The following is an 18,389-nucleotide window of genomic DNA, read 5'->3' as shown; positions in this document are numbered from 1 at the left end:
GCTTAAAAAAGTTAGACCTTAAAGACAAAAAAAATGAAATTTAAAATTCTGTTTTTAGTATTTCTGGGGATGTTAACCGTACATTCTCAAACTACAAAGAAAACTGTTCCAGTAAAAAAACCGGTAACAACAGTAAAAAGTCCGGTGAAAAGTACCGCAAAAACACCCGTAAAATCAGTCGTGAAAGCACCCACAGTAATTGAAGGGATTTTTGCCACAATTTCTACCAATAAAGGAGATATTGTACTAGAACTAGAATACAAAAAAACTCCGGTTACCGTAGCAAACTTCATCGCACTTGCTGAAGGTAAAAATACTTTTGTTACCAATGAAAAACTAAAAGGTGTACCATTCTTTGATGGTTTAAAATTTCACCGTGTCATTAAAGACTTCATGATTCAAGGAGGAGATCCTTCTGGAAATGGCTCCGGTGGTCCGGGTTATGCATTCAAAGACGAAATTACAGACTTAAAACATAACAAACCTGGAATACTCTCTATGGCTAATTCTGGACCAACAACGAATGGAAGCCAGTTTTTTATTACCCATAAAGAAACGCCTTGGTTAGACGGCAAACATACTGTTTTTGGTCACGTTACCGAAGGGATGAATGTGGTAAACACTATTGCTGCTAATGATGTAATTACTAAGGTTACAATTGTTAGAAAAGGTGCTTTAGCCAAAAAATTTGATGCCCCAAAAGTGTTCTCGGATTATTTCAACAATAAATCTGAAGATCAAAAGAAACAAGATGCAATCAATGCGGAGAACAAAGCTAAACAAGCAGCAATTGAAGCCGAAGCAAAAAAGGCCTACATCGAAAAATACGGTCCGGTAGTAGCTGCAAAAAAAGCCTATTTGGCCGCTACAAAAGCAACAGCAATCACTACTCCATCAGGATTAGCATACAAAATAACACAAAAAGGAACAGATGTAAAACCCGCTGATGGAACGACTTTTTATTTTCATTATGCTGGTTATTTTGAGGACGGAACGCTATTTGACAGCAGTTATGAAGACGTAAGCAAAGCCTACGGAAAATTTGATGCAAACCGTGCCGCACAAAACGGCTACCAAGCATTCCCTTTTGAAGCAGGAAAAAAAGACGGTATGATTCCAGGATTTATTGAAGCATTAGAAAACATGTCCTTTGGAGACAAAGCAGTGGTTTTTATCCCGTCAAATCTGGCGTATGGAGAACGAGGTGCTGGTAATGTTATCCCTCCCAATACAACCCTTGTTTTCGAATTGGAAATGCTGGAAAAACAAGTAGCTCCAAAACAATAAATTAAAAAGATCACAAATAAAAAACCCGACAGACTTCAAAATCTGTCGGGTTTATTTTTATAATTCATTCTCTATGATTAAAGGAATAGAAATCGGAGTTTATCCGTTTAGTCCGCATCATCAGTGTTTCATTGCAATTATTTCTTTCCAAATTTCCAGTCAAATTCATCTTTTTGATTGATAATGGCACCAATCTCAAATTTCACCACCTCATCAAATTCGGTTTGAAAAATGATCCAGTTTTCCTCATTAAAATAGTTTTCGAACGTATCGAATTCTTCTTGAGTAAATTTAGTAATTCCCTTAGCAGCCAAATCTTTTTTGACATCACTTATTTTCCTATTGATAATTTTATTCCCAAACAACTCCATTTCAGGACTCGAAGCTACGATATAACCCAATTTGAATTCTTCCTCTACATAGAAAGTCAAACGCATTTTTAGTTTATTGTAAGCAAAAATCACATTGTCATCCTCGTCCTTATAATTACGGTCTGGTTTACCGTAAATAGCGGTTACATCATTTTGTTTCATTCCGAAAATGAGCTTGTCAATTCCGTTTTTTGGATTTATTTTCATATTCATTTATTTGACCGCAAAGTTCGTAAAGTTTTTAGCAAAGTCCACTACCTTTTTATTTAAAAATTAGTACCAAACAAATACTGCTACTGATTCTAAAATTCACAATTTGGGCGTGACCCGCTAAAAAAAAGCGGGTCGGGCTATCCGCTTTAATCTCCCGAAGAAAAATCGGGAGGATTTCCGCTTTTATCCCTCACGCAAAAGCCTCGGGACTATAAGAACTTTTGGTTTAACAAAAGAATATTTGTAAAAAAATTAGTATCTTTCAATCACAAAATCAACACAATATGACTTGGGCAGCAAAACTGATAACACACAATAACGAAAACAGAATCGCTGTTTATTTTGAAAGAGATGTTGATTTAATTGCACGAATCAAACAAGTGGAAGGCGCTCGATGGAGCCAAAAAAAAATCGTTTGGCACATTCCGGATACAATCGAAAATAGAGAACGTTTCAAGATAGAACCCCTGAAAAATGCTCTCCCTTCACTCGAGGGAATGGAACACATTACAAAATTCATACAATGGCTATCGTCAAAAAGATATAGTCCCAGCACCATAAAAACCTATAGCGAAGCGCTCAAATCATTTTTAATATTTTACCGTGAAAAGCAAATTGCGGAAATTACAAATGAGGATGTGATTATTTACAATAACGAATTTATTCTAAAAAACAATTTATCAGCATCGTATCAAAACCAAATCGTTAATGCCCTAAAACTATTTTTCAAAACAATACAAGATAAGCAAATAATTATTGATACCATACACCGCCCTAAACGTGGGAAAGTATTACCTAATATACTGAGCAAAGAAGAAATAAAATTGATTCTAACCGTTTTAACAAATACAAAACATAAAACAATGTTGAGTTTGATTTATGCTTGCGGATTAAGGCGAAGCGAACTTTTACAACTCACTTTTAAGGATATTCAAGCAGACAGAAAACTTCTTGTCATCAAACAATCAAAAGGAAAAAAAGACAGAATAGTGCCTATAAGCGATAAAATAATTGAAATGCTTAGAGACTATTACAAGGAATATCGTCCAAAGAAATGGCTGTTTGAAGGACAACGAGAAAACACAAAATATTCTGACAGAAGTTTAGAAGAAGTATTAAAAAAAAGCATTAGATTAGCTCAAATAAATAAGCCCGTAAGTTTGCATTGGTTGCGTCATAGTTATGCCACACATTTATTGGAAAGCGGAACCGATTTGAGATACATTCAGGAACTTTTGGGACATAGCAGTAGTAAAACTACAGAAATATATACCCATGTAAGTACCAAAAACATACAAAATATCAAATCTCCATTTGATGATTTATAAAAAATAATACGCAACCCAAGTTGAGTATATACAATCAAAAAAGAGAGATATACTCATCTTTTCGCACAAAACCTGAGTATATAAATAAGTTGTACCTCATTGTAGGAAAGGCGTTGTAAAAAACAGAAGACATAATGACAGAAAAAGGAAAACAAGTCTTTGAAGAGTTATCAAAAACACTATGGCTTCAAATAGCTACTCATCCTGAAATGCTAGAAGTTGTTACCGAAGTTGAAAGAGTTCAATTTTTTGAAATGGCTTTGATTCAAGAAAAACTTATGGCTGAATATCGTGGAAAGTCTCCTCAAAATATGCCATATAAAATTCCTCAAATTCGTTATGAATGGTTGGAATTACAGATACAAGATTAAAAAATATATAAGTATCAACTGTATATTGAACAAAAACACCGTTAAAATATTCGTCAGTTTTTGGATACCTATTATTTATAAAATCAGTAACTAAGTTTTTTGAGTGAAGGTATTCTCTATAGGAGGTGTCTTTTTTATACTTTTCAGGTAAATTTTTTAAAGTTTCTTTTAAAGAAGCTAAAGTCTCTGTTTTAAAAGTATTTAAATCTTGGATAGCTTCTTCTAGTAATTTTTCAAACTCTTCTTTGGTATATTCTCTCATAGTTTAGTTATTTAAAACCAAACGTACAAAAAAATAAACTAAATTTGACAAACATATCCGACAAAAAACAACGAAGGTACAACACACGCTACAAGCAATCTGGGCAATTGGCTTAATTTGAAAATAGTTTGTGTTTGATACATTTGTTTTTAACCGAAAGATTACGCCTCTTTAACCCCAACCTGCGTGTAGCGCGGGAACGTTAGCAGCAAGCTAAATGATAAAAGAAAAAATAATATTGAAATGAAACTAAAAATTATCCTGATGCTATTACCAATATTTTTATTTGGTCAAAAAAAAATTGATAATCTAATTGAAATCAATTTTATTAAATCTCATGTAAAATATGTTGATAGTATTTCTAGTTTTACTCCTGAAGAAATTCAAAGTATTTATGAAATTCCTGGACACGCAAAAATTAATGGTGAACCTACAACATCAAGTAAAATTAATACTAGAATTTTAAAATACTCGAACGAAATTGTGAGAATTAATTATAACCAAACTGACTCAAAAGAATTTTGGATATATTATTACTATAATACAAAACCCATATACGTTGAGCTGTTTATATTGCGTGGGAAAAAAAACTTATTTAATAAAAAGAGATTTTATTTTCAAAATCAAAATATAACTCCTCTAACAAATTTAAAAAGTTATGACGATATAAGAGAAGAGGTGAAAGTCTTTATAAAAGCCAACGAATTACTAAAGTCCATAAATGGATAAGCCAGCTGCTAACACACGCTACAAGCAAGCTGGGCATTTGGCTTAATTTGAAAATGGTTTTGTATTTGAAAAATTAGTTTTTAACCTAAAGTTTAGGCTTTCTTAATCCCAGCCTGTGTGTAGCGCGGGAACGTTAGCAGTTATTCAAAAGAATATTGTGGAGTAATTCGACAAACCGAAAAACCTTTTAATTTATTTTGTTTTATAAATTTTTCTGCTAATTCTGAATTAATGAATATTTTAGAATCCATAATTAATGGTGCTGTAAAAATATGCGTTTTAGTTATTGAACTAAAAAAATCTCTATTTTCGATATTGAATAATGCAAAGAAAATTTGTCTATGCGTAGGTGAACAACTGCTAACAGCTGCTTGTACGCATTGCGGCATTGGGTTTGTACTTTCAATCATAAGGTTTAATTTAAAAATTAGTTTGTGTTTTTGAGCATGGTTTTTAATTCATCCGCAACGACGATACAAGCATCGGACCGTTGGCAGAAAGCTTAAAAAAAGAAGAAGAATTCAATAACCTAACGAAACGAATGAAAAACAAAATTTTAATATTAACAATGGGAATTTTCAGTATATTTTGGAATTGCAAGGATGTAAAAAAAGAAGAATTTAAAGTTTCTTATCCCGTAGAAAAATTAGGAGTAATTAAAGCTCAATATTCTGATGGCAGTATTGCTATAGGAGCTTTTAATAGAGGATATAAGAATTATAATGAAAAGTTTAATTATCCGTGGAGTTTGAAAATAGATATTGAATTGAATCCAAAGAATTGTAGTGCAAACGGGTTGCCTTTAGAAGATGAAAGCAAACTAACTAATCAATTTGAAGATGAATTAGTAAAAAATATGTCTAAAATATCACCTGTTCACAATGTTGGACATTTGTTTAATAGTAATCATTTAAACATTTATCTATATGTTCGAGATAAGGCTAAAATAAATGAATGGTTACAAACGGAAATTAAAAAAGAAAATTTAATCCGTTCTTTTACCTATGAAATAGTTGAAGACAAAAAATGGGAAACAACTGAAAGTTTTATGAATGGAAAATAAAAGCCATCTGCCAACACTTGCTACAAGAGATTTGGGCAATTGGCTTAATTTAAAAATAGTCTTATATCAGGGATGTTTAGGCAAATCCGAAAATAAGGCTTAATTTAACCCCAAACCTCTTGTAGCAAGGGAACGTTATAGGCAATAGTACCGAAGAACAACGCATAAATTTAATAACCAATTATCCAAAATAAATTATGAGTAAAATTTACAATTATTGTGCATTTTATGTAAGTGAACCATTTAATGAATCATCTCTTGGCGCTCACGCAACTAAAGATTTTTGTTATTACAATATGCTCAAAGCGTGGAAAGGATTAGATAATTCTTTTCCATTTAACAATGCACACGATACTACTTATAACGTCCGAGATAATAGTGATTGGGAGACGACACTTAAACCCCGACTTAGAGAGAGACTTAGAAACTCTAAAAACATTGTCTTATTTCTAAGTAGCAACACTCTGAATTCAAGAGCAGTAAGAGAAGAAATTGAGTATGGAGTAAATAGTCTTGGTCTACCTCTTATTGTCATATATCCTGAATTAAAAACAAAGGATGATTTACTTACTTCTGATAAAAATAATTTAAATAATGTCGTAAAAAATTTATGGAATAAATTACCAGTATTCAGAGATTCTAAATCCAAAGTACCTGTATTACATGTTCCTATTAATAAAGACACTATAAAAATGGCTTTAAATAATTCAGATTTTAGAATAGATTCTGGAAAAAATCCGAATGATTATTTTTATAAATAACTAATTATGAAAGTTAACTTTTTTGACAAAGGTGTTAGAAACAAATTCTGGATATATTTTTCTGCAATATCTGGTATTTTATCATTCATACTACTTTTTAATATTGTACCCGAAGAGAATAAAGAATGTTTAAAATATTTTGGTTATTTATCTTTTTTTATTTTAATAATTATATATTTAATTATTTGGTATAGAGCTAATAAGCTTACTAATATAAATATTGATATTGATGGTAGTAATGTAAATATAAAATGTGGTGATTTATTTTCTGAAGACGGTCTTAAAACTATAGCATTTAACGAGTATTTTGACACTATAGTTGATGATAAAATAATATCTAATAAATCACTTAATGGTATTTTTATTAATAAATATTTTAGCGGAAAAATAAAGGAACTTGATGATTTTATAGTAGAAAAATCAGATGAATTAGACGTGATTAATAATCAAGTTAATAGAAGATTGGGCGGTAAAACTGTACAATTTAAATTAAGTACAATTTTTGTTTATGACGAATTTATACTAACTGCATTTTCTAAATTTGATGAGCATAATAAAGCAACTCTGACAATGTCCGAATACATAGAATTTTTGATTAATTTTTGGGATAGAGTCAACCGTGTTTACGCTCAAAAAACTGTTTCCGTTCCTGTTTTCGGTTCTGGAATCACACGAATAAAAGAACACAAAAACATAAGCGATGAAGATTTATTAAAGATAATGTTATGGACATTTAAATTAAGTGAAATGAAATTTAAACATCCTGCTAAATTAACAATTGTTATACATAAAGATAAAATAAGTCAAATTAACTTGTTCAATATTAAATCAATAGAATTAGGAATATAAAACTACTGCCTATAACAGGCGTTTGGCAAGATTGCGAATTTTTTAGTAAATTCACGTTCACGTTTCGCAAGAAATTTTATCTTTAACAGAAAATAATAAGTTCCGAAGTTCGCAACCTCGCCAAGCGCCGGAACGTTATGCCTCAGTTTAACAGAACCTTAAACAAACATAAAAATGAAAGAATATAAAATACTAGCCGAAAAAGAAATTGAATCTGTAAAAAGAAATTTTACAGACAATACTAATTCATTAAAAGGATTAGCCGAGCAATTAGAATCGTTCAAAGAAATACTTGTAGATTTAGATGTTAAGTTAAAGGACTTAGGAAATGATTTTGTCTCTAAAAATTCTTTATCTGAAACACAAATAGAAGAAGTAAAAGAAATAAATTACAAACTTGTTACTGAATTTATTAATGGAACAGGATTACCATTTATCGGAACTAAATAGATTTTTAAATCGTGTTCAAGTAATTTTTTTTCTAATTCAATAGACTCTTGTAAAAGTTTAAACAAAGAATCAATTTTTGCATAAAATTCCGAAGGAATAACTAAGTTGATTTTTTCTGACATAATAATTTAATTTTATATTGTTTCCGACTTAAAAACGGTGCAGAAGCGTAACCGAATATTGAAATAAATAAAAAACCGTAGGCATAACAGCTGTCTGTGGCTATTGTGGGGTTTAGTGGAATTAGCATTTCGCAATCATATTTTCGTTAAGCCGAAAATACTCTGCTTACGAAATCCCACAACAGACCACAGGCAGCGGGACGTTAACGGTAATTGTAAACACGATTTTGCTTATGAAGAACATTTTTAAATTCTTAGTTTTAATTATTTTTACTCAGACAAGCTTTGCTCAAAATTTCGATAAAAATCTAATTTCAAAAAAAACAGAATTGAATCTTTCTTTCGAGCCAAAAATGCGCGGAATAAAAAGTAATAATACTGTCTATTACATTGAAAAAGATATTCAAACTTTGTCAGCTTACGAAAAAGGAAAATTAAAATGGCAAACAAATATAATTTCAGTTTGCGGTAAACCGAGTGTTGGAAAATCAGAAATAAGAGTTATCAAACCAGAAACAGATAAATTATTAATTGTTTTTGGAAAACATAGTTTTGCTGAAGTTGATATTAAAAACGGTAAAACTAAATATTTAGGTTCCGATTAAACATTAAAATCAAAACTAAAATAGAATTTAAAAAAACTAAAATGCTAAAAAAGTTTATCATCATTAATGCTCTAATTTCTTTATTGGCATTTGTTTTCATTTTTTATAAATATATTGGTGTTTCCGGCGGAGATATGGCTATTGTAATATTTAATGTTATGTTCGGAATGTTACAGCTTGTATTAAATTTAATTTTGTTACTAATCAAAAAATATTCCTTCATTCTTCAAGTTGAATTGTCAATATTAACAATGCAAATAATAGAAATGCTAATTTTTTCTCAGTTCGGTTATTATGTAAACGAATGGGTTAAACACAACTACCGCTAACAGCTACTACAACGGATTTGGGCAATTGGCTTAATGGGAAAATGGTTTTGTACTTGGATGTTTAGTGATAACCGAAAAATAAATCTTAATTTAGTCCCAAACCCGCTGTAGTACCAGAACGTTAGCAGTTATCTTAACAAAAAATACGAAATGACAGGAATATTAGCTCAAACAATTGCAACTGTGTCTTATGGAAATGAATATTTAAAAAACGATGACACAAATGAGTTTTATCCGAAAAACTCAACTTTTCAACATTGCAATGTTGTTGACTTTAGAGAAATGAAGAAAAACTTATTTACTAAAGACAAAGAAATTATAGTTGCAAATAACCCAATTGAATGGTTTGGCTTTTTAAAAAAAAATGGTTGTCAAAAACTATCACTTTATTATCAATCAGAAAACGACGATGATTACAGAACTTCAGCTTTTGTTGGTGGTGGTGGAAATTGGTACATTGAATGTATTTATAAAAATCATTCTGATTTTTGGATTAGTAATTGGAACCATAATAAAGAAATTAAAGATAAACCTTGGAATGTAATTTATGGCAAATCGATTTCAAAAAGAGCAATAATAAATCGTCAATATAATACTTTAGAAATTAGGGATAATTTAAAAAATGTCCTCGAAAAAATCACAGAATTTGCATACCAAGAAACTACAGAAAATTGGGGTAAAACATTTGAGAATAGTAAAATCACTCTAGATAGTGAAAATCCAGAAATAGATTTTTACCATACAGATTTAGTCTGTTGGAAAAATTATGAAATCAATAACAAGCAATTATTAATGTCAGCAAGCAAAGCGCTAGTTTTTGGTGGGATGGGTTCTTGGAACGATATGTGGTTCGAAAAAGAAGAAAAAGAAAAACTATATACTGAATTATCGAAAGAATTATATGAAATGATAATGAAAGGAATTGAAAGCTCAATAAATAGTGAAATAATATAAAAAGACAACTGCTAACACACGCTACAAGCAAGCTGGGCAATTGGTTTAATTTGAAAATAGTTTGTATTTGATACATTTGTTTTTAACCGAAAGATTACGCATCTTTAATCCCAGCCTGCGTGTAGCGCGGGAACGTTAGCGGTAATGGCACCGCAGAGTGGGAGAATTCATCAATCACCATTAGATAATAAAAATAAAAAAAATGATTTTAAGAAAAGTTATCATAAGTAATTACAGAGGAATTAATGGTACTACTACCGTTAATTTTGACTTATTTAATTGTATTATCGGACAGAATGATGCTGGAAAATCAACTGTTCTCAAAGCTATTGATGCTTCTCTAAATGAAAATAATCCTGCAAGATCTGATTACAACGTTCAATCGGAAGAAAATATAATTTCCGTTGAGCTTTTCTTTGATTGTGAAAATATACAATATTTACTTGGTGAAGAAATACTAACTACTATTGAAGCCGAAGAATTAGTAAACGAAGATGGATTATTAGTATGGAAAAAAATTTGGAATATAACAGAAACAAATGTTGCAAAACCAAAAACTTACACTGTTAGAAAAAAATATGATGGAACAAACGATTTTATATTCAAAACAGAGCAACAACTAATTGCTCAATGTAATGTAAATGGCATTCCCACAGCAAAAGGGAATGGAGATGCTTATAATAATGTTGAAAAGAGAGAAAAGCTGAGGAATTTTAATCTACAAAATAATATTGCTTTTACATACGAATACGAAGAAATACCAAGTTCGGGAACGACTAAGCTAAAAGCAATTGGAGATGCAATCAAAAAAGCCTTGCCTTCATTCCAATATTTTAAAGCTGATACTTCTCTTTCTGATACAGATACAGCTATTCAAAAGTATTTTAAAGATATGGCATTTAAATTAATCCAAAATGAAGTTGATACTGACGAAATAGAAGAAACCATTAAAGTTAAGCTGGGTGCTGTTCTACAGAAAGTAACTGACAAAATTAATGATGTCTTAAAATCAACCGACAAGGTTGAACCAAAAGTTGAATTTGACTGGAGCAAATTGATTTCTACATCATTTATAAGTACCGCAAACGGCAACAACATTCCACTAAGTTCAAGAGGCGATGGATTTAGAAGAATTACAATGATGTCATACTTTGAGTATTTAGCCGAAACTCAAAGAACATACGAAACCCAACAAATTATTTTCGGATTTGAAGAGCCTGAAACATTCTTGCATCCATCAGCACAAAATAGTTTATTTGATAAATTGAATTTGTTAACAGAAAATGGTTATCAAGTAATAACTTCTACACATTCGCCAACTATTGTAGGTAATACAAAAAAAGACAACATCATTCATATTTCTAAACCTGAAAATGTTTATACAGTAAATCAAACAAATATTGATTATAAGGAGCTTGCAAAAGATTTGGGAATTAAACCCGATAATACTTTTACACCATTATTTTCAACATCAAGACTTTTGTTTCTTGTTGAGGGAATTGACGATGCAAATGCAATGCACCACAAAGCCAATCTATATAAGCAAAATGGTTTAATTCCGCAGACGTTTGAAGAATTGAACATAAACATTATTCCGATTGGCGGTTGTGGTGGTGTAAAACACTGGATAAATCTTGACCTTTTTACAAAACTGGAAAAACCGTTTTTCATTTTTCTTGACAGCGACAAAGAAAATGTAGCAGATGTTTCTCCAAATGAAACAAATCTTATTGATTATGGCTTAACCAATGGAACTGACTTTGCTATTTCTCAAAAACGGCTTTTGGAAAACTATATCCATCCAACAGCATTACAAAGACTTGTTCCTGGTTGTGCAATTACATATACAGATTTTGACCACGCAAAAAATCTTTGTAAAAATTACCCTGATAGCGGAATTAGAGGTCATTTAGGTGGAAGTAAAGTTGCCGAACATCACTATAATAATCTGACATTTGAAGAATTACGATTGACTTGGTATGACGGTACAAACGATGAATTTATAAATATATACAATACCATAATTGCTAAATTGAATTAACGATGAAAATATAGCCACTACCGCTAACACACGCTACAACGGATTTGGGCAATAGGCTTAATGGAAAGTTATTTTTGTATTTGGGAATATTTGGCAAATCCGAAAATAGGGCTTAATTTAGTCCCAAACCCGCTGTAGCGCGAGAACGTTGGCGGTAATTTGCGACCGAACGAAGAACTAAGTACAATAAAGTAAAAAATGAAAAAAAGTTTAGTTTTTATAATTATGTTTTCTTACTTTTTGATTTCTTGTAAAGACAATCAATTAGAAAAAAAAGAACAAGTCTTAAAGACTACAAACGAGGAAATAATTTTTATTGAACCTAAAAAAATACAATCGTATAAAAAACTAGAAGAATTTCTCAAAACTTCGATTTATAAAGTCGAGGAAATTGACTTTACTGGAGACAAAATTCCTGACTTCATTTGTAAAGGAAAGCCTAATTCCAATAGACAAGGCATAGAATATTGGATAAATTCAGACTTTAAAATAATTAGACAAGATTCATATTATTTAGATGGATTTACTCATAGAAGATTTGCAAATTTGGATAAAGACATAGAACCCGAAATTTTCGAAACTGAAGGTGATGAAGATTGGATTGGATACACATTTTATGATTTGAATTTAGAAACTGGTAAAAAGAAAGTACTACTTTATTTCAATCCGATTATTAACGATAACAATAATAATTATTGGGTAAACCCTGAAAATAAAGTAAATATTCGTACTCGAAATAATAATAGCGAAATAGAATTGTTTTGTTCTTTAAAAACGCCAATATTAAATGAAGAAGACGAAGATTTACCAAAAAATCAACAGTACATTCCTGTGATTTATTTTCAAGGTCAACATAACTCAAATATCATTAAACAAAACATAGATAATAATGAATGGTTATCATTAAATAAGATTATCAATTTAACCAAAAAATAAAAACTACCGCCAACACACGCTACAAGCAATTTGGGTATTAGGTTTAATTTGAAGTTGGTTTTGTATTTGGAATAAAAGTGATTAACCGAAAGAAAAATCTGAATTTAATCTCCAAACCCAGCAAAGCCGCAGGGACGTTAGTGGCTATTTTAGAGCGACAAAAAAACTAAGAAAATCTTTCAATATGAAAACAAAATTATTAAAAACTTGCATTGCATTGTTAATTTTAAATTATACATATTCACAAAAAAAAGCTGATTGCTTTTCCTTGGAATGCAAAATGTTGAATGATTATTCTGGTTGGATTTACTTAGAATATGAAAATAAAAGAGATAGTTGTTTTATTGAAAACAATCATTTTTCATTTAAAGGCAAATTGGAAAATGAAGTTTCAGGTGCAGTATTAACTTTAAAAAACAAACGGTCAACTGTTCCAGATTTATATTTAGAAAATTCTAAAATTGAAATTGAATTAGAAGTTAAAGAAGAAAAAAGAAAAGATTATATTTTATCAATTTTAACCATAAAATCAGCAAAAGGAACCAAAACATCAAGAATACAAGAAGACTTTACGAAATTTCAAAAAGAAAATAATTCAGACAAAGAATATATGCAAAAATGGTGTAATAAAGTTGACGAAATTGTAACTAAATATCCTAAAAACCCTTTTGGCGCGAGCTTACTATGCGGTTTAAGTTGGAATAAAACTTTAGACCAAAATAAACTTAAAAATATTTATTCAAAAGTTGATAAAAATTCAATCAATAAAATAACAAAAAAAGTTATTGAAAAAAATTTATTTCTTGAAAAACATATTACCGTAAATGATTCAATATTTGATTTCAACTTATTAGATAGGAATAATAATGAATTTGATACAAAATCAATAAAAGGTAAATGGATTTTAATAGATTTTTGGGCAAGTTGGTGTGGACCTTGTAGAAAACAATTACCAGAATTAAAAAAAATATATGAAGAAAATCCAAAAAATAATTTTGAAATTGTTGGAGTCTCAATCGATGAAGAAAAAACTAAATGGACAAAAGCACTTGATAAAGAACAACTTAATTGGATAAACGTAAATGAAAACAAAGGTTTTTACGGAAAAATTGCCCTCAAGTATAATGTAGATTCAGTACCAAGAAATTATTTAATAAATCCTGAAGGAAAAATTATAGCAGAAAATATTGAATTGAATGAATTAGAAAAAATTATAAAAGGATTATAAAAACAGCCACTAACAGCTGTTTCGCAAGATTTGGGTTTTAGGCTTAATTTAAAGTTGGTTTTGTATTTGGAAGATTTGGCAAATCCGAAAATAGGGCTTAATTTAGTCCCAACCCCGTTGTAGCGCGAGAACGTTGTGTGTAATGCTAAAACAACCTTAAGAAATTGAAGACTATAAATTTTAACAAAACAGAATGTGGTGTTGACTTTTTACTGAATGTGTTGAATGGATCAGAAATAGCAGAAAAATATATGCTATCTGAAATTCATAACACAGATTCATTTGAAATTTTGTTTTTTAAAAAAGGGAATGGACAACTATTTTTAGGAAATAAAAAAGTTGAGATCCGAGACAATACCATAGTGTTTATATCTCCTTTTCAACTCAAAAAATGGAGTGTTTATCTATCTGAATTAAACTTTACCGTTTTAATTTTTAAGGAAGAATTTTTAAACGAGTTTTTTGCAGACAAATTATTCACCTATAAACTTTTGTATTTCTATCAGTACGAACATCCCATTGTACTCACTTCAAATAATGAAAAAATTCAAGGTTTATGCAATATTTTGCAAGAAATGAAATCAGAGCTAATATCACCCAACTTAGATAGCGCTCATATTATTCGTTCTTTAATATATTATTCTTTGCAAAGAATCAATAGAGACTATGCAATACAGAATAATTTACCTTTTCAAATTGACATCTCTAACCACGCATACACATATAAAAAACTTTTAGAACAACACATTAAAGAAAAACAGCGAATTGAAGATTACAGCGATTTATTAGGAATTAGCCGCATTGCCTTAAATAGTGCCGTAAAAAAACAATTTAACCAAACTGCTACTCAAATATTAAAGAATAGACTACTCACCGAAATCAAAAATGAGTTGATATACGCTAATAAATCTATTAGTGAAATAGCAATAGAACTCGGATACTCGGAACCAAACCATTTAATGCGATTTTTTAAAAAGCAAACAGGTTTAACTATTTCAGAATTTCAAGCAACTTATCAAAATGGTAGTTTATCATAACCTTTAGGTAGCAACCAAGAATTGCAGATGGCATAATTTTGTAACTTAATTAAAAGTTATAATTATGAAAATACAATTGATAAGAAATGCTACAATAGTAGTTGAATATGCTGGAAAAAAAATATTGGTTGACCCTATGTTTTCAAAAAAAGGAGAATTAGCTACTGCTCCAATGCCAGCAAAAGACTGGAATATGAAAAAAAATCCACTTCATGAACTTCCCATTTCTATAGATGAAATCATAAAAGATATTGATTTTGTTTTTTTATCTCATTTACATTTTGACCATTGGGACAAGGCTGCTGAAAACGCATTACCCAAAAACATCAAAATTTTTGTTCAGGATAAAAATGACAAAAAAAGATAGAAAAATCAGGATTTACTGATGTTGAAATACTTAGCGAAAACTCAACATTTGAAGATATTAAATTAAGTAGAACAAAAGCACAACACGGAAAAGGCTTCATTTTGCGTCTTGCAGGTCAGGTTTGTGGAATAGTTTTATGTCATCCATCCGAAAAAACACTTTACATTGCTGCCGATACCGTTTGGTACGAAGAAGTTGAAAAAACTTTAAATAAATTCAAACCAGAAGTTATTGTGGTAAATGGTGGTGATAACCGATTTTTTATTGGAAATCAACTTGTTATGAATAAGCAAGATATTTTTAGTGTACATAAAGCTACACCAAACGCAAAAATAATTGTTGTACATATGGAAGGTGTAAACCATAATACATTATCAAGAAGAGAATTGAGTGAATTTATTCATGAAAAAACAATTAGCGACAAAGTAATAATTCCTATAGACGGAGAAAAAATTAATATGTAATGAAAAATACTATAGAAGAAAACAAGCAACTGGTACGCAATTTTTACGAATCCATAGAAAAAGAAGATTATAATACCACTGCAAAATATTGTCATGAGGATTTTACTTTCTATCTTCAGGTTGACGAACCCATAAAAGGAGCAGAAGGTTTTGTGAAATCTGAAAAGAAAAATTTTGATGCTTTCAAAGGATTCACCTTTAAAATTCATGAGTTAATATGTGAAGGAGATAAAGTTGCCGCCTATTTAATTTTTGATGGCAAACACACAAGTGCCACCATTTTTAATATTGAGCCAACTGGGAATCAGGTTCGTTTTTCACTTTTTATGTTACTAACCATTAAAGATGGTAAAATAATTGAAAAACGTGCTCATTTTGACCACTGTGATGTGCAAGCCCAAGTTAAACGAAAAGCCAATTAATAAAGAACAAACATATCCATAAAGCACTACACACAACAGGCGTTTGGCAAGATTGCGAATTTTGTGGCAAATTCAGCTTTGCATTCCGCAAGAAATTATAAACGGTTACGAAGTTCGCAACCTCGCCAAGCGCCAGAACGAACGTTAGCTAAAACGCTACCAAACATACCGCAAAACCATTAATCAAAACCTACTTCACCAGATTTCTATATTCACTTGGACTTACACCCAAGACTTTTTTCACATACCTTGTAAAAAACGAATGACTGGAAAAGCCCATTTCATCTGATATTTCTGAAATATTTAGGTTTTTGTTTTCCAGCAGCAAAACAATTCGATCTTTAGCGTATCGTTGTATCCATTGCGATGCAGTGATTCCTGTATTGGCTTTGCAAATTTGATTGAGATATTTTGCTGTGATGTGTAGTTGATCGCTGTAAAATTGCACTTCTCGATTTTTCATACAATGGAGTTCCAACAGATGAACAAAGCGTTCGTACAAGGAACCACTTTGCAAAGTTCGATTGCGTCTTTCCAATTGATCCATAAAAATATCCCACATTTCTAAAATAAAAAGTTGCATTTGCAATTTCAAAATTTCATTATAAAAACGATTATTTGTTTCCAATGATTTTGAGTAAAGCGATTGAAAATTCTTTAAAATACGTTCCTTATTAATTTTATCAGGATGCAAAATCGGATTTACTCTGTGATGAAGAATGGCATCTGTAGCCGTATTCAGGTTAGGATAATTATCCGAAAGCAATTGTTTATCGACAAATAAAATGGTTGCCTTAAAATTTTTGGAAAATGATAATTTAGAAATCGTATTGTCAGCTAGCCAAAAAATAAATTCGCCTTGTTTGCAATCAAATGGGCGGTTGTTGAAAATAAATCGGATGCTTCCTCGCTGACAAAAAATATGTGTATGGTATTTTTTCTGAAAATCTTTTGGAAATTCTTCACTTCCCGAAGCTTTTAATAATATGATTTTTGGCTTTTCCATCGCTTCCATTTTAGTCCAAATTAATTCATCGGCTAAAATAGGTACTATTTGACATTATTGCTGTACTATTTGTAACAAAAGTAAGGTAGCTTATTTTTAATTTTGTATCGTAAAAAATGCAAAAAATGGAAACACAAGATATTTTTGAAAGATTACGAAACGGAGAAACCATAATTTCAGACGATGCTCAAGCATACAAAATGCGTGAAGCTTCTTTTGCTACAAAAGCATTGTTGCTAAAGATGAACAATACAGCAAACCCAAGCGAAATCAGAGCATTATTGAGCGAAATTACCGCAACTGAAATTCACGAAAGTGTAACGGTGTTTACTCCTTTGCACATCAATTATGGAAAGAATACCAAAATAGGTAAAAATGTATTTATCAATTTTGATTGTGTGTTTTTGGATTTAGGCGGAATTACCCTCGAAGACAACGTGCTGCTTGCTCCAAAAGTAAGTTTGCTCACCGAAAGTCATCCTATTAATCCTAGAGAAAGACAATCGTTAATTCCGAAACCTATTCACATCAAAAAAAATGCGTGGATTGGTGCCAATGCAACTATTCTACAAGGTGTTACCATTGGCGAAAACGCTGTTGTAGCGGCTGGCTCAGTGGTTTCTAAAGATGTTCCAGACAATGTCGTTGTTGGTGGAATTCCTGCAAAAATTATTAAAGAAATTAAAATATAAAATGAAAATAGTTCAAATCACACTTGCAATCATCCTATCAACAATGATACTGTCTTGCAATCAAAACAAAGAAAAAATGGAAAATACAAAACAAGAATTGACCACCATTTTTCCAAAAGGCGAAAAGGGTTCAAACGATTTATTCACTGGAAACGCTTATCCAACGGCTTTGGTAGATGCAGATAGTATTTATAACACTTTAGTTGGCAACGTTTATTTCGAACCTGGAGCAAGAAGCAATTGGCACAGTCATCCTGCTGGTCAAATTTTAATTATTACCGATGGAATTGGCTATCACCAAATTGAAGGAAAAGCAATTGAAATTATTAAAAAAGGCGATGTCGTAAAATGTCCGCCAAATGTAAAACATTGGCACGGAGCAAGTGCTGATGTGGGTTTACAACAATTGTATGTAATTCCAAATACCGATAAAGGCATTGTGGAATGGAACGAAGCGGTAACGGACGAACAATATTCAATCAATAATTCAAATCAATACTAA

Annotated in this window: 22 protein-coding genes; 18 read left to right on the top strand and 4 right to left on the bottom strand. The window is 30.8% G+C overall.

The window, feature by feature from the left end; all coding sequences use genetic code 11:
* Positions 1-33: 33 nt before the first annotated feature.
* Complete coding sequence (locus tag V5J73_RS04540) at positions 34-1,287, top strand: peptidylprolyl isomerase (RefSeq protein WP_338647909.1); 1,254 nt, start codon at positions 34-36, stop codon at positions 1,285-1,287.
* 137 nt (positions 1,288-1,424) lie between these two features.
* On the opposite strand, the gene V5J73_RS04535 is transcribed toward V5J73_RS04540, so the two are convergent.
* Positions 1,425-1,865, bottom strand: a complete 441-nt coding sequence (locus V5J73_RS04535; protein WP_338647908.1) for a hypothetical protein — start codon at positions 1,863-1,865, stop codon at positions 1,425-1,427.
* Between the two features lie 290 nt (positions 1,866-2,155).
* Between V5J73_RS04535 and xerA the strand changes: the two genes are divergently transcribed.
* The gene (xerA, locus tag V5J73_RS04530) at positions 2,156-3,199 is read left to right on the top strand and encodes a site-specific tyrosine recombinase/integron integrase (protein WP_338647907.1); all 1,044 of its coding nucleotides are present in this window, start codon (positions 2,156-2,158) and stop codon (positions 3,197-3,199) included.
* Between the two features lie 276 nt (positions 3,200-3,475).
* Here the strand turns inward: xerA and V5J73_RS04525 are convergent, their stop codons facing one another.
* Positions 3,476-3,832, bottom strand: a complete 357-nt coding sequence (locus V5J73_RS04525; RefSeq protein WP_338647906.1) for a hypothetical protein — start codon at positions 3,830-3,832, stop codon at positions 3,476-3,478.
* Positions 3,833-4,075: 243 nt separating this feature from the next.
* Between V5J73_RS04525 and V5J73_RS04520 the strand changes: the two genes are divergently transcribed.
* Positions 4,076-4,561, top strand: coding sequence for a hypothetical protein (locus tag V5J73_RS04520; RefSeq protein WP_338647905.1), 486 nt, complete (start codon positions 4,076-4,078; stop codon positions 4,559-4,561).
* A 140-nt stretch (positions 4,562-4,701) separates the two neighbouring features.
* Here V5J73_RS04520 and V5J73_RS04515 read toward each other — a convergent pair whose 3' ends face one another.
* Complete coding sequence (locus V5J73_RS04515; protein WP_338647904.1) at positions 4,702-4,971, bottom strand: hypothetical protein; 270 nt, start codon at positions 4,969-4,971, stop codon at positions 4,702-4,704.
* A gap of 80 nt (positions 4,972-5,051) precedes the next feature.
* On the opposite strand from V5J73_RS04515, the gene V5J73_RS04510 reads away from it, so the two are divergent.
* The 13 genes from V5J73_RS04510 to V5J73_RS04450 all read left to right on the top strand — a co-directional run bounded on the left by V5J73_RS04510 (position 5,052) and on the right by V5J73_RS04450 (position 16,189).
* Complete coding sequence (locus V5J73_RS04510) at positions 5,052-5,624, top strand: DUF695 domain-containing protein (protein ID WP_338647903.1); 573 nt, start codon at positions 5,052-5,054, stop codon at positions 5,622-5,624.
* A gap of 197 nt (positions 5,625-5,821) precedes the next feature.
* Positions 5,822-6,385 carry a TIR domain-containing protein gene (locus V5J73_RS04505; RefSeq protein WP_338647902.1) on the top strand — a complete coding sequence of 188 codons (564 nt, stop codon included), beginning with the start codon at positions 5,822-5,824 and terminating at the stop codon, positions 6,383-6,385.
* 6 nt (positions 6,386-6,391) lie between these two features.
* Positions 6,392-7,234, top strand: a complete 843-nt coding sequence (locus tag V5J73_RS04500) for a macro domain-containing protein (RefSeq protein ID WP_338647901.1) — start codon at positions 6,392-6,394, stop codon at positions 7,232-7,234.
* A gap of 174 nt (positions 7,235-7,408) precedes the next feature.
* Positions 7,409-7,684 carry a hypothetical protein gene (locus V5J73_RS04495; protein WP_338647900.1) on the top strand — a complete coding sequence of 92 codons (276 nt, stop codon included), beginning with the start codon at positions 7,409-7,411 and terminating at the stop codon, positions 7,682-7,684.
* A gap of 475 nt (positions 7,685-8,159) precedes the next feature.
* Positions 8,160-8,411 carry a hypothetical protein gene (locus V5J73_RS04490; protein ID WP_338647899.1) on the top strand — a complete coding sequence of 84 codons (252 nt, stop codon included), beginning with the start codon at positions 8,160-8,162 and terminating at the stop codon, positions 8,409-8,411.
* A 479-nt stretch (positions 8,412-8,890) separates the two neighbouring features.
* A complete protein-coding gene (locus V5J73_RS04485; RefSeq protein WP_338647898.1) occupies positions 8,891-9,694 on the top strand; it encodes a hypothetical protein in 804 nt (267 codons plus the stop codon).
* A 202-nt stretch (positions 9,695-9,896) separates the two neighbouring features.
* Positions 9,897-11,735, top strand: coding sequence for an ATP-dependent nuclease (locus V5J73_RS04480; protein WP_338647897.1), 1,839 nt, complete (start codon positions 9,897-9,899; stop codon positions 11,733-11,735).
* A gap of 198 nt (positions 11,736-11,933) precedes the next feature.
* Complete coding sequence (locus tag V5J73_RS04475) at positions 11,934-12,671, top strand: hypothetical protein (RefSeq protein WP_338647896.1); 738 nt, start codon at positions 11,934-11,936, stop codon at positions 12,669-12,671.
* A 184-nt stretch (positions 12,672-12,855) separates the two neighbouring features.
* Entirely contained in the window at positions 12,856-13,899 is a 1,044-nt protein-coding gene (locus V5J73_RS04470; RefSeq protein ID WP_338647894.1) for a TlpA disulfide reductase family protein, read from the top strand.
* A gap of 218 nt (positions 13,900-14,117) precedes the next feature.
* Entirely contained in the window at positions 14,118-14,936 is an 819-nt protein-coding gene (locus V5J73_RS04465) for a helix-turn-helix domain-containing protein (RefSeq protein WP_338648589.1), read from the top strand.
* Between the two features lie 64 nt (positions 14,937-15,000).
* The gene (locus V5J73_RS04460; protein WP_338647892.1) at positions 15,001-15,303 is read left to right on the top strand and encodes an MBL fold metallo-hydrolase; all 303 of its coding nucleotides are present in this window, start codon (positions 15,001-15,003) and stop codon (positions 15,301-15,303) included.
* Positions 15,304-15,404: 101 nt separating this feature from the next.
* The gene (locus V5J73_RS04455; protein ID WP_338647890.1) at positions 15,405-15,767 is read left to right on the top strand and encodes a hypothetical protein; all 363 of its coding nucleotides are present in this window, start codon (positions 15,405-15,407) and stop codon (positions 15,765-15,767) included.
* Positions 15,767-16,189, top strand: a complete 423-nt coding sequence (locus V5J73_RS04450; RefSeq protein WP_338647888.1) for an ester cyclase — start codon at positions 15,767-15,769, stop codon at positions 16,187-16,189. The genes V5J73_RS04455 and V5J73_RS04450 overlap by 1 nt, the downstream gene beginning before the upstream one ends.
* Before the next feature lie 190 nt (positions 16,190-16,379).
* Here the strand turns inward: V5J73_RS04450 and V5J73_RS04445 are convergent, their stop codons facing one another.
* Positions 16,380-17,195 carry an AraC family transcriptional regulator gene (locus V5J73_RS04445; protein ID WP_338647887.1) on the bottom strand — a complete coding sequence of 272 codons (816 nt, stop codon included), beginning with the start codon at positions 17,193-17,195 and terminating at the stop codon, positions 16,380-16,382.
* Between the two features lie 125 nt (positions 17,196-17,320).
* Between V5J73_RS04445 and V5J73_RS04440 the strand changes: the two genes are divergently transcribed.
* Together V5J73_RS04440 and V5J73_RS04435 are read left to right on the top strand one after the other, a co-directional pair.
* Complete coding sequence (locus V5J73_RS04440; RefSeq protein ID WP_338647886.1) at positions 17,321-17,887, top strand: sugar O-acetyltransferase; 567 nt, start codon at positions 17,321-17,323, stop codon at positions 17,885-17,887.
* A gap of 1 nt (position 17,888) precedes the next feature.
* Positions 17,889-18,389, top strand: a complete 501-nt coding sequence (locus V5J73_RS04435) for a cupin domain-containing protein (protein WP_338647885.1) — start codon at positions 17,889-17,891, stop codon at positions 18,387-18,389.

The organism is Flavobacterium sp. KS-LB2 (genome assembly GCF_036895565.1).
In the GTDB taxonomy this organism is placed as follows: domain Bacteria; phylum Bacteroidota; class Bacteroidia; order Flavobacteriales; family Flavobacteriaceae; genus Flavobacterium.
This window is presented reverse-complemented; position numbering and strand designations above follow the sequence as displayed.

Coding starts and splice junctions, on each gene's coding strand:
- V5J73_RS04540 (WP_338647909.1), top strand. CDS start 34: ATGAAATTTAAAATTCTGTTTTTAGTATTTCTGGGGATGTTAACCGTA.
- V5J73_RS04535 (WP_338647908.1), bottom strand. CDS start 1,865: ATGAAAATAAATCCAAAAAACGGAATTGACAAGCTCATTTTCGGAATG.
- xerA (WP_338647907.1), top strand. CDS start 2,156: ATGACTTGGGCAGCAAAACTGATAACACACAATAACGAAAACAGAATC.
- V5J73_RS04525 (WP_338647906.1), bottom strand. CDS start 3,832: ATGAGAGAATATACCAAAGAAGAGTTTGAAAAATTACTAGAAGAAGCT.
- V5J73_RS04520 (WP_338647905.1), top strand. CDS start 4,076: ATGAAACTAAAAATTATCCTGATGCTATTACCAATATTTTTATTTGGT.
- V5J73_RS04515 (WP_338647904.1), bottom strand. CDS start 4,971: ATGATTGAAAGTACAAACCCAATGCCGCAATGCGTACAAGCAGCTGTT.
- V5J73_RS04505 (WP_338647902.1), top strand. CDS start 5,822: ATGAGTAAAATTTACAATTATTGTGCATTTTATGTAAGTGAACCATTT.
- V5J73_RS04500 (WP_338647901.1), top strand. CDS start 6,392: ATGAAAGTTAACTTTTTTGACAAAGGTGTTAGAAACAAATTCTGGATA.
- V5J73_RS04495 (WP_338647900.1), top strand. CDS start 7,409: ATGAAAGAATATAAAATACTAGCCGAAAAAGAAATTGAATCTGTAAAA.
- V5J73_RS04490 (WP_338647899.1), top strand. CDS start 8,160: ATGCGCGGAATAAAAAGTAATAATACTGTCTATTACATTGAAAAAGAT.
- V5J73_RS04485 (WP_338647898.1), top strand. CDS start 8,891: ATGACAGGAATATTAGCTCAAACAATTGCAACTGTGTCTTATGGAAAT.
- V5J73_RS04480 (WP_338647897.1), top strand. CDS start 9,897: ATGATTTTAAGAAAAGTTATCATAAGTAATTACAGAGGAATTAATGGT.
- V5J73_RS04475 (WP_338647896.1), top strand. CDS start 11,934: ATGAAAAAAAGTTTAGTTTTTATAATTATGTTTTCTTACTTTTTGATT.
- V5J73_RS04470 (WP_338647894.1), top strand. CDS start 12,856: ATGAAAACAAAATTATTAAAAACTTGCATTGCATTGTTAATTTTAAAT.
- V5J73_RS04460 (WP_338647892.1), top strand. CDS start 15,001: ATGAAAATACAATTGATAAGAAATGCTACAATAGTAGTTGAATATGCT.
- V5J73_RS04450 (WP_338647888.1), top strand. CDS start 15,767: ATGAAAAATACTATAGAAGAAAACAAGCAACTGGTACGCAATTTTTAC.
- V5J73_RS04445 (WP_338647887.1), bottom strand. CDS start 17,195: ATGGAAAAGCCAAAAATCATATTATTAAAAGCTTCGGGAAGTGAAGAA.
- V5J73_RS04440 (WP_338647886.1), top strand. CDS start 17,321: ATGGAAACACAAGATATTTTTGAAAGATTACGAAACGGAGAAACCATA.
- V5J73_RS04435 (WP_338647885.1), top strand. CDS start 17,889: ATGAAAATAGTTCAAATCACACTTGCAATCATCCTATCAACAATGATA.